Here is a 14,875-nt window from a genome sequence, read left to right on the forward strand (position 1 = left end):
TGACGAACCTGTTATTACCACGATTTTAAGAACCTATTCTGGAATTTTTGATATTGAAACCACAATAAATCCGCATTTGGTTGCCAAAAAAGCAAACACTTCAGAAAAACATGTAGAAGAAGTAATTGATAAATTAGCGGAAAGTCAGTGTATCATTTTACATGCGAAAAACAATGATAGTTCGATAACTTTTAACGAAGCTCGTGAAGATGATTTAACGATTAATCGCGTAGCTAAATTTTTAGAACATCAAAACAAATTGAAAGAAGAGCAATTTCAAAGTGTGGTGAGTTACATTACGAACGAAGATACGTGTAAAAACAGAATGCTTTTGACTTATTTTGATGAAATTTCGAAGGAAGACTGTGGCATTTGTTCGTATTGTACTGCTAAAAAAAAAGTCAATCCAGTTGAGATAACGCAATCGGTCATACAATTATTAGAGAAAAGTCCGTTAAGTTCAAGAGAAATTGAAAACCAACTGCACATTTCTTCAGAAGCGACTATCTTTGCGATTCAATTATTATTAGAAAATAATCGAATCAAAATCAATTCAAACAATCAATATTACCTTATATAATGGAAAAATTAAGAATTGTATTCATGGGAACGCCCGATTTTGCTGTTGGGATTTTGGATACTATTTACAAAAACAACTATGATATTGTTGGCGTTATCACCGCTCCAGACAAACCAGCAGGTCGTGGACAAAAAGTAAGCATGAGTGCGGTTAAAGAATATGCACTAGAAAAAAACCTACGTCTATTACAACCTACCAATTTAAAATCGGAAGATTTCTTAGTCGAATTGAAAAGTTTGGATGCCAATTTACAAGTAGTCGTAGCCTTTAGAATGTTGCCTGAAGTGGTTTGGAAAATGCCAAAATTAGGAACATTTAATCTTCATGCTTCTTTATTACCGGAATATCGTGGGGCTGCACCTATTAATTGGGCTATCATTAATGGAGAAACTAAAACAGGAGTTACATCCTTCTTTATCGATGATAAAATTGATACCGGTGCGATGATTTTGAGTAAAGAAACTGAAATCGGAGCCAACGAAACCGCTGGTGAGTTACATGATCGTTTGATGCATTTAGGAAGTGAAACTGTTTTAAAAACACTTCAATTAATAGAATCAGGAAAAGCTACTACAACTTTACAAGAAAATAATCCTGAGGTTAAAACCGCCTACAAGCTAAATAAAGAGAATTGCAAAATTGATTGGACCCAATCAGGAAAGACGATTTTTAATTTAATAAGAGGATTATCTCCTTATCCTGCGGCTTGGACTTATATTAAAGACGGCGAAAACGAATGGAATGTAAAAATCTATTTAGCAAGTTTTGAAGAAAAAGCACATTCAGAAACTATCGGAAAGATTACAACTACTAAAAAAGAGATATTTATTACTACAAAAGATGGCTTTTTAAAAATTGAAAGTTTACAATTTCCAGGAAAGAAAAGAATGTTAGCACATGAATTATTAAACGGAATTTCGTTTTCTGAAAACGCAATAGCGCTCTAAGCCCTGAAAACACTATAATTAAGCCTAAAATTTGAAAAAACAAACAATGTTATTAACATTTAATCTAATTTATTAACATTTTAGTCGAAAATTAGCACGAATACTTGCACAGCTCAATAATACCGCTAAATTTGTGATAAATAATTAAGTTTAACCAATTATAAATAACTTTAATCATGAACAAATCAGAATTAATCGATGCAATGGCAGCTTCTGCTGGTATTACAAAAGCAGCTGCTAAATTAGCTTTAGAATCATTTTTAAGCAATGTTGAAGGAACTTTAAACAAAGGTGGAAGAGTATCTTTAGTAGGTTTCGGATCTTGGTCAGTATCTAAAAGAGCTGCAAGAGATGGTAGAAATCCACAAACTGGTAAAACTATCAAAATTGCTGCTAAAAACGTAGTAAAATTCAAAGCTGGTGCTGAATTAGAAGGAGCAGTAAACAAAAAATAATTTTGTTACATAAAACAAGAGAGTCCTGATGTAAATCGGGACTTTTTTTTTGCATTTCGTCGAGAATATTTTGAATTTATGATTTTTTTTTGATAACTTTAATTAATTAACTACAGAAATATGATATCAACTTTACCCAAAAAAGGCCATCTGCTAATTGCAGAACCTTCGATTTTAGGCGATGTTTCTTTTAATCGCTCTGTGGTCTTATTAGCAGAACATAACGATGAAGGTTCGATTGGATTTATCCTAAACAAACCATTGAACTACACCATCAATGATTTGATTCCTGAAATTGAAGCTTCTTTTAAAATATATAATGGTGGACCTGTTGAACAGGACAATCTGTATTTCATCCACAATATTCCAGATATTATTCCAAATAGCGTTGAAATTTCTAACGGAATTTATTGGGGTGGCGACTTTGAAACCACTAAACAATTAATAAACGAAGGTAAAATCACCAAAAATCACATTCGTTTTTTCTTAGGTTATAGTGGCTGGAGTGTAAACCAACTAGAAATGGAGATGCAAGAAAATTCGTGGATTGTTGCCGAAAATACTCTCAAAAATAAACTACTTTCAAAAGCAAGCACCTTATTTTGGAAAGAAAAGATAATCGAACAAGGTGGTGAATACGTGTTATTTTCAAACGCACCAGAAAATCCTATGCTTAACTAAGTCGAATTTTAGCATTCAATCTTTTTAATACATCTGAAGCAAATTCAGTTGTGTATTCTTTTTTACGGTATTTGGTTATCGGTTGAATTCCTGAAATCACATTGGTTAAGAATAATTCGTCTGCTTTTTGTAAATCGAAAGGAGAAATTGAAGCTTCTTTAACTTCGATTCCTTCTACTTTTTTTAAAATTTCAAGTAATTGTTTGCGCATGATTCCGTTTAAACAACCATCTGAAACAGGAGGAGTTACCACAACATTACCTGTTTTCATAAACAAGTTACTTTGCAAAGCTTCCACTACATTTTTTTCATCATTTAAAACCAAGCAGTTATCATAACCATTTTCATCGGCAAAAATGCTTCCAGTAATTTGAAGCATTTTATTATTAGTTTTTAAAGTTGAAAGTAATTGTTTTGAAACATAGAAATCTTTGTATAACTCTACTTCGTAGTGCTCTTTTCCAAAAAAATATAATTCTGAATTTAATGACGAAGCTGACACAATAAATTGTACATTTCTGGATTTTGGCAAATAAAATCCTTCCGAATCTCTGTAAACCGTAAAACGAATGCGATAAGAATTGGAATTATTTAATGACTGAATTAGATTTAAAATTTGAGATTCAAAATATTCCATAGTAAAATTCATAGGAATTTCCATTCGGCAAATTCGCATAGAAGCCATCAATCTAAAGTAATGATCTTCAAGAAATAACACTTTGTTATCCAATACTTTTATTGTCTCAAAAATGCTATCTCCAAATAAAAAACCTCTATTATTTTCAATCGAAATTGAGCTGTTTTCCTGAATATTTCCGTTAAAATTTACCATAAAAAATCCCGACTTTTAAATCGGGACAAATATAACTTATATAATTGATTTTTTAAACGGAACCTAACACATGTTTTAAGTCGGAAATTTGATTTTCCCATAACAATTTAGACTCATCTAACTCATCTGCGTGTGCAAAATCAGAAATAACGATAGAAACATCTTTAGTAATTTCATCTTCTAAAATTTTCATTTCAAAAAAGTAGTCCGTTTCAGTACCATCTTCTTCTAACCATTTAAACTTAATACGCTCACCTGATTTTTTAGAAGCTAATTTTGCCTTCTCTTCAGAATCATCCCAAATGAAAGTAAAAAACTCACCTCTAGAATTCACATTATCAGCAAACCATTCAGATAATCCAGACGGCGTAGAAATATATTGATACAGTAGTTGTGGTGAAGATTGAATAGGAAATTCTAATTCATATTTTACTTTTACACTCATAGCTTATTTTTATTTTTCAGTTTGGAAATATATATAGAATTAATCGAATAAACAAAAAAAATATTTTAATTTATTTTAGCTAAAAAATATTTGCAAACAAAAGAATTAGTTTTATATTTGCACCCGCATTCAACAAGGATGTTAGACCAATATTTGGCGAGGTAGCTCAGTTGGTTAGAGCGCAGGATTCATAACCCTGAGGTCACGGGTTCAACTCCCGTCTTCGCTACGAAAAGAAAATATTTAAAAATCAACGGTTTAGTGTACACTAAACCGTTTTTTTATGTCTAAATATTTTTTATTTTTACAAACAGTACACGATACCGTACACGTTTTAGCGTTAAATTCTCTTAAAAAAAAGGTAATGCAAGAAAAATTTTCGACACCTAAGATCTTTACTGGAGGTGTAAGTATTGAAAATTGGAAAAAGTTATCAAAAACTCAACAAAAGGATGCATTGAGTAAAGATTGGTATGTTTATTATAGTTTTCGTGACAATACTTCAGGGAAATTAAAAAGAATGCCTAACGTTAAAGGAGGTGTTAATAGATTTAAGACAATGGAAGAAAGAATGAGCTATCTAACAACTATGAAAAATGCTCTTCTCTACTTATTAGAAAAAGGATTAAATCCTTACGAAGATAACGATCTTAATAATCTATTAGCAAGCGCTAATGATAATATTGAACCAACTAAAATTATCACCAATTCTAAAACAAAAAAAATTCAAAAAAGTAAAATTGAAGATACTGATAACTTAATGAAAATAAGTGATGCTTTTGATTTTGCTTTGAAAATGAAAAAGAATGTATTAAGCGAAACTTCTTATAAAAATTTTGAATTAAGAATTAGAAAATTTAAAGCAACATTAGATACTTCAAAACCTGTTAACTCCATAACTAAAAAAACCATAAATGAATATCTAAACGATGTGTTAGAAAAATCAAGTGCAAGAAATAGAAATAATACTAGAACAGATTTAGGTTCATTGTTTCAAGTTTTAGAAGACAACGATATTATACCTGAAAATTTTATTAGAAAAACAAGCGTTTTAAATTCAAAACCTGAAAGAAACAAAACTTATACACCTGATTTACAAGAAAATATTTTTCACCATTTAAAACAGAATGACCCTATACTCCTACTCTTTATTAAATTCGTTTGTTATAACTTTTTAAGACCAATAGAAGTATGTCGATTAAAAGTAAAAGATATTGATGTAAAAGACAAAAAAGTATATTTAAAAGCGAAAAATAAAGCGGTCAAAATTAAAATCATTCCAGATATACTTATCGATGATTTGCCTGATTTATCAAACCTTAACCCTGAAAACCTATTGTTTACTCCCAATGGATATGGATTAGAATGGATTGCAACCGAAAACAACCGAAGAGATAATTTTAGTAAACGATTTAAAGAAGTTGTTAAAGACCATTTCAACCTTGGAATAGATTATGGAATGTATAGTTTCAGACACACTTTCATTACTAAACTATATAGAAAATTAAGAGAAGAAAAATCTCAATTTGAAGCAAAAAGTATTTTAATGTTAATAACAGGGCATTCAACAATGACTGCCTTAGAACAATATTTAAGAGATATTGATGCCGAATTACCAGACGATTACTCTGATTTAATAAAATAATTTTTCTATTTATTTGGTTGCAACCAAAAGTTACAATTTTAGTTGCAACCAAATAATAAATCGGTTGCAATTATCTTTTTTTTATTATTTATCAGATAAAAAACAGTTTAATTTAGCTACAACTAATTGCAACTAATAACATAAATTTCTTTTACAAAAAGAAATTATTTCTGTACTTTAGTATAATATGAAAATAATTTCTAAATGACCGATTTAAATAAAAAAACAAACGAATTAATTTTTGAATTATACAAAAATTTTATCTTTTATTTACCAAAACAAATTATTACTCAATTGTTTTCAGAAGGAAATATAAAAGAATCAGAATATGATTTGTTGCAACCATTTTTAAATGATGTTTCATACATTAATGAAGATGATTGGGTAATTAATAAAATTAGTCCTTTTGACAAAACAGCCCTTTCACTAAAGTCTTCTAAATTATTAAAAAGTGTTTACACTTTATTTGAATTGAAAGAAAGTTTACAACCAGACACATTTAGTTTTATTTTCGAAAAATATTTTGAGCAACTAAATTTTCATAAAACCGTTGCAACCTTAATAGTGGATAATTACGAATCACATTGCAATGAAAAAAGTGAAGACCTTCAAGCTATTTTTTTGTTGCAACAAGAAATCATAAACAAACATTTTGATGAAGTACAAAAGCATTTTACTAAAAACATTTTCAACACAAAAAAAATTGATACAAGTAAATTCTTAAAAAATATTTTATCCTCTAAAAACACTTTTACTCCAAAAATTAAGTTGCGTAATTATTTACTTCACCAAAACAGCATTGAAATTGAAAATATAATTGTTGAATTGTATTTAAACCGTAGTGGTTCAAATTTTAGATACTTAATTGAAGCTATGGAAGAAATAAAATTGATCACATTAGAATATGGAAAAAAGAAACTAATTTATGAAGCCATGTCTAATAGTTTTAATACAAAAATACCATCGTATAAATCCATTTTTGGTTATTCAATCGAAAAGGTAAATAACCCTGATTACAAGAACGTAAAACTTGAACTTAATAAAAGTTTAAATAAATACATTAACTAAAAACTTAATTTTCTTGGATAAGATAGGTATAGGTTGGTAGTTTTTCAGGATTAGTTCGGAAAGTGACTAATTTAGACCCAAATATTGCCTCTGTTTTTTTATCATACAATTTTACCGCTTTAGATTTGTGACACAAACACAACATTGTTATCCACTGTAATACAACGTAATACAATGGTTGCAATTGAATTGAAAATCACAAATTTAAATTAAGTTGACATTTACTATTGCATATGAAGTTTTCCTTGCTCTATCTGAAGAAGAAAAGAGAAAATTTTTATTGCATATAAATGAACATTTTGATTTACCTAAAAAATCGAAAAGAAAGAAAACAAAAATTGAAGTCTTAAAAAAAGAAGATGCAATTAACTATTTGATAAAAAATATATTTAGTAAAAAATCAAAATTATGAAATCAGAAATCATTCATTTAAGGATAAGCCCAGAATTAAAAAGAAAATTATTAGAAAAATCAAAGGAACAAAACAGAAATCTTTCAGATATAATTAGATTAGAACTTGAAAATAATATTCCTAATGACGAAAATATCGTTTTGAGAGATGAAATACATATTTTTCAAAGCTATTATTTTATAAATTTATATTCTTGGCTTTTCGCTGTAAAAATAAATCCAGAACTCTCTCTCAATTTATACACTTTAAATGATATAAAAAAATGCATTCAAATAATTATAGTATTTGAAAAATTACCCGATGATGTGAGATTGGCAATGGTTGCAATTTATCATCAGATATTATACTCAATAAACAAAAAATCAAAATTTGAATATCATAAAAACTTCGAATATAACAATCATGTAATAACTATAATCAACTATTGCCTTAATATTTCAAGCAATAAAATTTAATTATTTTACGTATTAACTATCCCCAAAAATAAATCCTTAAAACACATTGCAACAATATAAAACTTTTTGAAAAACATATTGTTTTTCTATTAAGTCGTTTTAGATGAGTTCTAAGTGACAGATTCTTTCTTTCGATGTGGTTTGTACTAAAAGGTTTAGTATTATGCACAACATTACTTAATAGTGATTTATAATGCACTAGCTTATCAGTGTAAATGGTTTTGGGATTTGACAACAATAATGTATTAGTAACATATTGCAATGTTCTTTTAGTTCTTCTTCCGATACTAAAGTTCACAACTTGTCTTGTTTTTCTTTCTAAGGCATACACAATCCAGATAGGCTTTTCTTTGTTTCTTATAAATGTTCTCATTTCATCAACTTCATATGTTTTATTTTTAAAAATAGGCTGATTAGGAATTCTGTTGGCAATTGTAATTATTCTTTTTAGTAAAGTAGTTGTGGATATCTTTAAAACTCTTGCTGTACTTCTTATTCCGAGACCTTCTTTTGTAAACTGAATAATTCTCTTGTTTACCCAATGATTATAGGCTTTATAAGTATAAAAATCTATAAATCTATTTTTACAAGATTTACAAATAAACTGCTGTTTTTTGTTAGTAGTAAAACCGTTTTTAACAACATTATTAGATTTACAATTTGGACAAATTTTGCTATCACTAAATCTGATACACGAGGTCTCATTTTTTATCATTTTCTTAGATTTAAGAACTTTAAACATAAAAAAAGATGAACTATATAGTTCATCTTTTTTTTAATTATTTTTAATTTTTACTGATTATCAATTTATTAAACATCAAAAAAGTGCTCATCACTAAGTCTGAAACATTACCTCCTATTTTAATTTAGATTTATAAATGGTTGTAGTAATAAATCTTAAACATTACCCAGGTAATTTTACTCCCAAAACATTTCTGATAATGATTTAGATATCAAAACTTTTGAATACCATTTATTAATAAAGTCTTTATTTAAATCGTTTACTTCCAAATTATTTATATTTGACAATACAATAACCTTAACCTCTTCAAAATCAATAGTCTTATTTAAATCTTCGAAGATTAACTTAGCTTTCCTGCCAAAAGGTAGTAGACGTTTTATTAAAGGCAAATCCTCTTTGCTCTTTATTTTAAAAAGATTACCATTATCATCAACTAATAAATGATTTAAAAGAAACAGCTTAAAGTTAGAGTTTGATGAAGAATAAATAAATTCATCATCAAATAAGATTTCGGAAACATCTTTGATTTTTGACCAATTATCAATAGTCAAATCTAATAAAGGAAATTTTATTTTATTAATAGGCTCCATCATACATTTTTACTGTTACTGATTTTCCAAGACTACTTTCATCAATCATATCACCTAATCCTTTGGCCTCTCCATTTATTAAATAATTAACACCCATTGTACCAAAGTCCGCTATAAACCATGCACCTGAAACAATTGTACCGAATCCAGTAGTAGACGCTGCTAACATAGCCCCATTAATTACGTGTGATGGCTTTATGTCTCCCGATAATGCAATATCCCCAACCAATAAAACCCCTCCAACTTTTGTTAATTTAGACGCAATATTTCTTGCGCCTTGTACTTTATTAATTTGGTTCAATCTTGCGTTTTTTGCGATTGTATTATTCCAATACGATTGACCATTTTTCATTTTTGACCAAGGAGTAATAAACTTTTGTCTACCGTTAGGTTGAAATCTCCAAAGTTCATTATTTAAATGATACTGTCCTTTGTAAGCAATACCTAAAGAAGCAAAACCTACAGCTGTATTAGCTGTCCACATACCAGTACTCATATACTGTTCAGTATCTTGATTACTTGTAACTTCCGAGATACCAGAAGCTACTACAACACCATCATTGGGATTTGTGTCAATATCATTAGTGTCCGAATCATCCCCTTTTTCATATATATATCCTTTCTTAGTATCATTGATAAAGAAATTCCCATCCTTTCCTTTTTTTATACTACCTGATATAGAATGCTCTCTTCTGTAAGCTCTCGCTTCCTTCCTTGTTTCGAATAAACCTGATGGGTCTGACCAAAAAACAGGATTGTTAAAACCAAATCTATATGGAGTTAAATTATGCGACATTTCGGCTAGCTTATCCATACCATTAAAACGGCCTATAGCTCCATCATATTGACGATAATCCATAGCCGTAACATTAAGCCCTAATTCATCCTGCCATTCTTGCCCATTATACTTATACTTATAACTACTCACACCACCAGCAGGTAATTGCGATATATTTACATAATAATCATTACCATTTTCTACTTCTACAAACTCGTATTGATCAGTATTGTAGTTGGTATGTTTTAAACCAAATGGATAATAATGATTCTCTTCTAAAATTTTCATACTTCCAGGACTTAGAATATTGTTAGCAAAGCTTAATCTATTATTGCCTAAATGATCTTTGTATTGATAAACATAATTAAATGAATAAGAAATTGGAGCTCCTACTGCTGATTTCTTAGGTGTAGCTGTAATATAACCTTCTGAATGAGGAAAGAAACTTAACTTTCCTGCAACATACTGAAAACCTCCCATGTAATCGGTAGTGGTAACATCTAATTGACTCACAATTTTTCTAACTTTCTGTCCAACTGCATTGTAAAGATACTGAATTGATGTGCCATTTACAAATGTTATTTGCATTGGTAAGTTTAAATGATTATAGCTAATAGAACCTATTTCTTTATTAGCATCTTTAATTAAATTTCCAAAATCATCATATTCATAATCATCATCCGCATCAGTAATACCATTACTATCATCTTTAAATCCTTGTGGATGATTACTTTCATCTAATACTTTTTTTAGAAGGTTTTTATTATCATCATCATATGTATAAACCAAATTATCAATTTCAATAGCAAAATCATTTGCATCTAAGTCACCATTTCTTACTAATGATGTGATGTTTCCGTTTTTATCATAATTTAATCTTTCTAAATAACTATCTATTACAGGGGCAGTTGAAAAATCTGGTCTACTATAATTTGCTTCTAACAACCTATTTAACTTATCGTAAGAGTATTCATACTTTCTTAATATATTATCGCTACCACTTTTCCAAAAGGTTTCAGATATGTTGCCATTATATAATCCATTAGTTACCCCTTCATTATAGTTTATTTTAAAAGCAAATAAATCATTATCGGATGTAATGTCATCAACATTATTAATTTCCTTTAACCAACCTCTGATGTTATATTTGTAGTCAATTTTTTGATAGCTGTTTGCTCCAGTAAAATCTTGTCCACCTACTTCTTTTTTAATTAGTTGTCCTAGTTCGTCGTAGTTGTTTTTGGCAATTAATTCTTCACTACCCGTATTAATCTTATGCTTATGCAACAACAACTTATCTTGTGGCGAATAAGTAAAGGTTTCGGTTGTGGTTAAAACACTTGCACTTGTATTATACTTATGCTTTGTAACTGATTTTTCAACTTTTCCTACCCAGTCTAATTTAGTGTCAACCTCTGTGTAACCACCTAAAAAGTTGGTTGTTCGTGTTCTTATAGGTCGGTATTTAAAATCATAAAGTGTATAAGATGTTTCGGCAGTTGTGCTTCCTACTTCATCTAATACTCTTACCCACGAGCCTGTTTGTAGTCCTTTTACATTAGTTATTGCAGTTTGCCCTTCAATAGTTTGTGGCATGTTAGGTGCGCCTGCAAAGGAATAATTATCGTAAAAGTTTTTAATTAAAATATCATCTTGTGCCAACGTAAATGGATTGCTACCATAATTTATCGTATTTTGATTGTTCTTGCGTTCTGCTTCAGTAACAGTCATTAGTTTCCAGCCTGTTTGTGTTACTCTGCCAAAAACATCATATTGTGTAATCATCCAACCTAGTGTTCCATCACCATAAGGATTATAAGCTGGTCCCGTTGCAATGGGTCTGTCTAATTTATCATATACAATGAATTCCCATTGTTTTTCTGGTAATTTCTTTTCTACTAATCTATTTCTACTATCATATTTGTATTGATATCCTAGATTATCCAATTTTGTTTGTGAAGCATCGCCTTCAGCTAAAGGTGGAATTACATAAGTAAGATTTCCATATTGGTCATAAACATAATAGGTGTCGTGTTTAGCTTGTGATTCTACTAAAATATCATCTATAACAATATTATTATACGCTCTTTTTAAAACAACTTTGCCTTCTTTGTCTTTGAATTCCTCTGTGGTGTTGTTTTTTCCAGATGTCCAATTTTCATCTTTTGTAATGGTTTTATACAATTGATTTTCAGTATAAAAACCAGTTTGTACAATTGCAGGTTCATACAACCCTTTATTTGAATCCCATGAAGCAACTACTTTAAAATATTTTACTTCATTAGCGACATTAGTTTGGTAGTCAAACTTAATACTTCTGTCATCGGACAAACCTGTTGTTTGAGGTAAACCCCAAGCATCACCGGGTGCTGCTTGTTTAAGAACTCTATTTAATGGAGAATTCTCCAATTGCTTCTCGCTAAAAGGATTTTCTGTAGCTTCAAAATAAGGATTTCCTGAGTTTGTTGGATTAGGAGATGCGTAAAAACTTAATAAATCTGTCTGAGCTGAGGGCAAATAATTTAATGATGCTCCTGTACTTACATAAGGCAAATAATCTCTAGTTTGTCTACCAAATTGGTCATATTCTATATGCGTTACAATATCCTTTCCTGTATTGGATTGTTTGTGTGCAATTTGCTGAATAGGTCTTCCTAATCCATCAAAATAGCTTACTTGAATTACAGCATTACTTGGTTCAGAAACATCTACAGATCCTTGTGTCGTTTGCTTCTTATAAGTAATAGTTTTAACGTAATTCTGGTCTGTACTTTGTCCTAAAGCAAGAACAGGTAAAATTGAAATAATAAATAATAACTTTTTCATCTTGCTTTAGTTTTGTGTTCTGTAATGATATTGATTCTCACTTAAAATATTACCTTGAGCATCTTTTACAAACTCTAATCGGTTAAAACTATCGTAATGATACGTTTGTTTATCGCCTTTAGGATCGGTTACTGTACTTATACCTACTAGTGGTTTATAGGTGTAAGTGGTTATCATAGCATTTGATAATGCTGCGTCATTACGAAGCGCATTTAAAGCCGTTATTAAACTAGCTTCATTATTAGAATTTGAAGCCGTTTCAATAGCTTGAATATGACTTGTGGGAATAGAACTGTAAGCAATATTCTCCAATTTAGCTACTGGCTGAGTTTTATTATAACCCCAAATGTAACAAATGTGAATACCGCCTTCTTGCTGTACTTCGAGCGGGTTACTAAACTCATCGTACTGTAAATTGTGCAAACGATTTTCATAGGCTTCATTGCCTTTAGCCGTTTTTATAGTTTGAGGTAAGAATGAAACATTATTTGCCCAGTTGTTGTTGTAAACTATTTGCGATTTAGACAATAATTCGCTTCCTCTGTAAGTCTCTACACGCTCAATTTCTGAAATTCTATTTTGTGAATGAATTGAATTACCTCTATGATAAAAATATTTTGTTTTTAAAGTTTCTCCTTGGCTATTTGTTATTGTGTTTTCACTATTTTTCAAATTAAGTGAATTGTAACTAAAAGTTTTACCAGTTAAAGTTGTTTCTGTGTTTCCTGATTGAAGGAAATATTCCGTTATGTTTGTAGCAATTAATTTTGCCCATACTACTTTAGTAGAAAATATAGAGCCAACATATAACATTGATGATATAATCATGGCATCTCCTCTTTCTTCAAAGTCATACTCATTCTCTATTTTTTTTAATAAAACGTTTGAACTATTATAATATTCAGTCTTTTTTAACAACCCATTTTTAAATCCGAAGTAATTTTGATAATATCCTGAATTAGGGTACAAAGGGGAACTTGGATAAAATGGAGAGTCTACATAAGACTCATAGGTGTGCTTTATAAAACCATTATTCAAGGAATTAAATATTTTTACATTTCTATAACTTACTTGTGTTACAGTTCCTAATCCACTTAAAAAATTACGAAAATAGCCATCATACATTTCTCCACTTGATTTATTGCTATTATCAAACATTTGATAATCATAGTTTATTTCATTAACAGGCATAGCATTAACTAACAAAGAATTAAAATGAGAAATTTTCTTAATTCTTAAACCACCTCCATAAAACCATTCTTTTATAGGTTGAGTTATAGTTTCTTTTTTTGTAATCTTTAAGTGCCCCGTAGCTGGCTCATTACCAACAGAAAAAAACTGAATAGTATAAATACCTGGCTGAACCTCAATGTAATCCCCCAAACAAGTTACAGAATAATTATCTATGTAAAAATCAACCCCATTCCCTATTAATCGACAAGTGGCATATAATGGCTCATTAACAGGGTCGTTAAGATTGCTGTAATAAGGATTACTTAAAAGTTTAAAATATAATTTTACAGGGGAAGTTCCTGTAATATTTAGAGGAATACTATTTGAATAAAGAGTAGAAGTATCATAATTTGAGTTATATAATTCTGAATAGACATGATTATCAAAGTTTCTTGCCTTATATACTTCTTGAATTGGTATATCATAAAACATATTGGATTGATTTTCATTAAAAGAATATGTATGCGATTCAAACTCATATTTAACTCGCCCTCCAGTTGGGTATGTAATTTCTTCAATCACCCCAAAATTAACTAAATCTTTTGATGGTCGATATCTATTAAAATCCGCATTTAAATCCCCTAAATAGTCAACATCAACCTCTGTATCCTCTACTAAATTATTAATATTTAGAGCACTTGTTAAATAACCAAATGGATCTAAACCATAATAATTCTCATCACAAAAAAATGGATTTGTATTATTTACGTTATTTATATATTTAAACTTATACTCATTATTTTGAGTGTCATCATTATTATTCTCTATAATTTTACTTAAAATTCTTTTCGTTCTATGGTCTATAACTCCAATTGTGAGGCTTATTCCACTATATTCAAAATTATATTTTTTGATAGTGTTATTATGATTATCCTTAACTTCAATGTTTTGAAGCTGAATAGGATCATTATCCTTCTGAAGCGGAGATAAAACTTTATCAAAATCAAAAATTATTTTTCCGTGATCAATTGCATTTATCTGTGACAGTTTATTTGTTATTAAATTTGTTGATGGATGTGGATTAACCAAGTCGGGCTCTATAAATTCCTCATATAAATAAGTCACTAATTCTTCACCATTATTATCAGTTACTTTTGATAAATGATGTGCAGAATAAAAAAAATAATCCATTTTTAAATATTCTTCACTTAAAATAAGAGGATGTTGACTTGTTAAACTAGGGGCT

Annotated in this window: 13 protein-coding genes, 1 tRNA gene and 1 pseudogene (1 of these 15 only partly in view); 9 read left to right on the forward strand and 6 right to left on the reverse strand. The window is 29.4% G+C overall.

The features are described 5' to 3' along the window. The 4 genes from L6Q46_RS01005 to L6Q46_RS01020 form a co-directional block, all read left to right on the forward strand. On the forward strand, positions 1 to 580 hold the end of the coding sequence (locus L6Q46_RS01005; protein ID WP_291282721.1) for an ATP-dependent DNA helicase RecQ. Its footprint begins 1,289 nt before the window's first position; the window shows 580 of its 1,869 coding nt (coding positions 1,290-1,869); its start codon lies off the left edge, out of view; it ends in the stop codon at positions 578 to 580. Continuing rightward, entirely contained in the window at positions 580 to 1,527 is a 948-nt protein-coding gene (gene fmt / locus L6Q46_RS01010; protein ID WP_291282722.1) for a methionyl-tRNA formyltransferase, read from the forward strand. The genes L6Q46_RS01005 and fmt overlap by 1 nt, the downstream gene beginning before the upstream one ends. Before the next feature lie 176 nt (positions 1,528 to 1,703). Next, entirely contained in the window at positions 1,704 to 1,982 is a 279-nt protein-coding gene (locus L6Q46_RS01015; protein WP_111567791.1) for an HU family DNA-binding protein, read from the forward strand. A 120-nt stretch (positions 1,983 to 2,102) separates the two neighbouring features. Further along, positions 2,103 to 2,663 (forward strand): YqgE/AlgH family protein, encoded by a 561-nt coding sequence (locus L6Q46_RS01020; protein ID WP_291282723.1) that lies wholly within the window; start codon positions 2,103 to 2,105, stop codon positions 2,661 to 2,663. Here the strand turns inward: L6Q46_RS01020 and L6Q46_RS01025 are convergent. Beyond that, complete coding sequence (locus tag L6Q46_RS01025) at positions 2,656 to 3,495, reverse strand: aminotransferase class IV (RefSeq protein ID WP_291282724.1); 840 nt, start codon at positions 3,493 to 3,495, stop codon at positions 2,656 to 2,658. The genes L6Q46_RS01020 and L6Q46_RS01025 overlap by 8 nt on opposite strands. A gap of 52 nt (positions 3,496 to 3,547) precedes the next feature. Further along, a complete protein-coding gene (locus L6Q46_RS01030) occupies positions 3,548 to 3,940 on the reverse strand; it encodes an START-like domain-containing protein (RefSeq protein ID WP_111567794.1) in 393 nt (130 codons plus the stop codon). Positions 3,941 to 4,095: 155 nt separating this feature from the next. Here L6Q46_RS01030 and L6Q46_RS01035 point away from each other — a divergent pair. The 5 genes from L6Q46_RS01035 (at position 4,096) to L6Q46_RS01055 (ending at position 7,520) form a co-directional block, all read left to right on the forward strand. Further along, a tRNA-Met gene (locus tag L6Q46_RS01035) sits at positions 4,096 to 4,169 on the forward strand. 54 nt (positions 4,170 to 4,223) lie between these two features. Beyond that, positions 4,224 to 5,585, forward strand: coding sequence for a site-specific integrase (locus L6Q46_RS01040; protein WP_291282725.1), 1,362 nt, complete (start codon positions 4,224 to 4,226; stop codon positions 5,583 to 5,585). A gap of 204 nt (positions 5,586 to 5,789) precedes the next feature. Next, a complete protein-coding gene (locus L6Q46_RS01045) occupies positions 5,790 to 6,653 on the forward strand; it encodes a hypothetical protein (protein ID WP_291282726.1) in 864 nt (287 codons plus the stop codon). Between the two features lie 214 nt (positions 6,654 to 6,867). Then, positions 6,868 to 7,065: a hypothetical protein gene (locus tag L6Q46_RS01050; protein WP_291282727.1), complete on the forward strand. Its 198-nt coding sequence runs from the start codon at positions 6,868 to 6,870 to the stop codon at positions 7,063 to 7,065. Beyond that, a complete protein-coding gene (locus L6Q46_RS01055; protein WP_291282728.1) occupies positions 7,062 to 7,520 on the forward strand; it encodes a hypothetical protein in 459 nt (152 codons plus the stop codon). The genes L6Q46_RS01050 and L6Q46_RS01055 overlap by 4 nt, the downstream gene beginning before the upstream one ends. A gap of 16 nt (positions 7,521 to 7,536) precedes the next feature. Here the strand turns inward: L6Q46_RS01055 and L6Q46_RS01060 are convergent, their stop codons facing one another. The 4 genes and pseudogenes from L6Q46_RS01060 to L6Q46_RS01075 form a co-directional block, all read right to left on the reverse strand. Continuing rightward, positions 7,537 to 8,235 (reverse strand): IS1 family transposase, encoded by a 699-nt coding sequence (locus L6Q46_RS01060; RefSeq protein WP_291282729.1) that lies wholly within the window; start codon positions 8,233 to 8,235, stop codon positions 7,537 to 7,539. Between the two features lie 203 nt (positions 8,236 to 8,438). Continuing rightward, positions 8,439 to 8,855: a hypothetical protein gene (locus tag L6Q46_RS01065; RefSeq protein WP_291282730.1), complete on the reverse strand. Its 417-nt coding sequence runs from the start codon at positions 8,853 to 8,855 to the stop codon at positions 8,439 to 8,441. Then, positions 8,839 to 12,456, reverse strand: coding sequence for a DUF6443 domain-containing protein (locus L6Q46_RS01070; protein WP_291282731.1), 3,618 nt, complete (start codon positions 12,454 to 12,456; stop codon positions 8,839 to 8,841). Before L6Q46_RS01070 ends, L6Q46_RS01065 begins: the two co-directional genes overlap by 17 nt. A 6-nt stretch (positions 12,457 to 12,462) precedes the next feature. Then, positions 12,463 to 14,875 (reverse strand): annotated as a pseudogene (locus tag L6Q46_RS01075) (hypothetical protein); the annotation flags it as partial.

This window comes from Flavobacterium sp. (genome assembly GCF_023151265.1).
GTDB lineage: Bacteria > Bacteroidota > Bacteroidia > Flavobacteriales > Flavobacteriaceae > Flavobacterium.

Excerpts from the sequence above, each read along its gene's own strand:
- fmt (WP_291282722.1), top strand. The coding sequence starts at position 580 with ATGGAAAAATTAAGAATTGTATTCATGGGAACGCCCGATTTTGCTGTT.
- L6Q46_RS01015 (WP_111567791.1), top strand. The coding sequence starts at position 1,704 with ATGAACAAATCAGAATTAATCGATGCAATGGCAGCTTCTGCTGGTATT.
- L6Q46_RS01020 (WP_291282723.1), top strand. The coding sequence starts at position 2,103 with ATGATATCAACTTTACCCAAAAAAGGCCATCTGCTAATTGCAGAACCT.
- L6Q46_RS01025 (WP_291282724.1), bottom strand. The coding sequence starts at position 3,495 with ATGGTAAATTTTAACGGAAATATTCAGGAAAACAGCTCAATTTCGATT.
- L6Q46_RS01030 (WP_111567794.1), bottom strand. The coding sequence starts at position 3,940 with ATGAGTGTAAAAGTAAAATATGAATTAGAATTTCCTATTCAATCTTCA.
- L6Q46_RS01040 (WP_291282725.1), top strand. The coding sequence starts at position 4,224 with ATGTCTAAATATTTTTTATTTTTACAAACAGTACACGATACCGTACAC.
- L6Q46_RS01045 (WP_291282726.1), top strand. The coding sequence starts at position 5,790 with ATGACCGATTTAAATAAAAAAACAAACGAATTAATTTTTGAATTATAC.
- L6Q46_RS01055 (WP_291282728.1), top strand. The coding sequence starts at position 7,062 with ATGAAATCAGAAATCATTCATTTAAGGATAAGCCCAGAATTAAAAAGA.
- L6Q46_RS01060 (WP_291282729.1), bottom strand. The coding sequence starts at position 8,235 with ATGATAAAAAATGAGACCTCGTGTATCAGATTTAGTGATAGCAAAATT.
- L6Q46_RS01065 (WP_291282730.1), bottom strand. The coding sequence starts at position 8,855 with ATGATGGAGCCTATTAATAAAATAAAATTTCCTTTATTAGATTTGACT.
- L6Q46_RS01070 (WP_291282731.1), bottom strand. The coding sequence starts at position 12,456 with ATGAAAAAGTTATTATTTATTATTTCAATTTTACCTGTTCTTGCTTTA.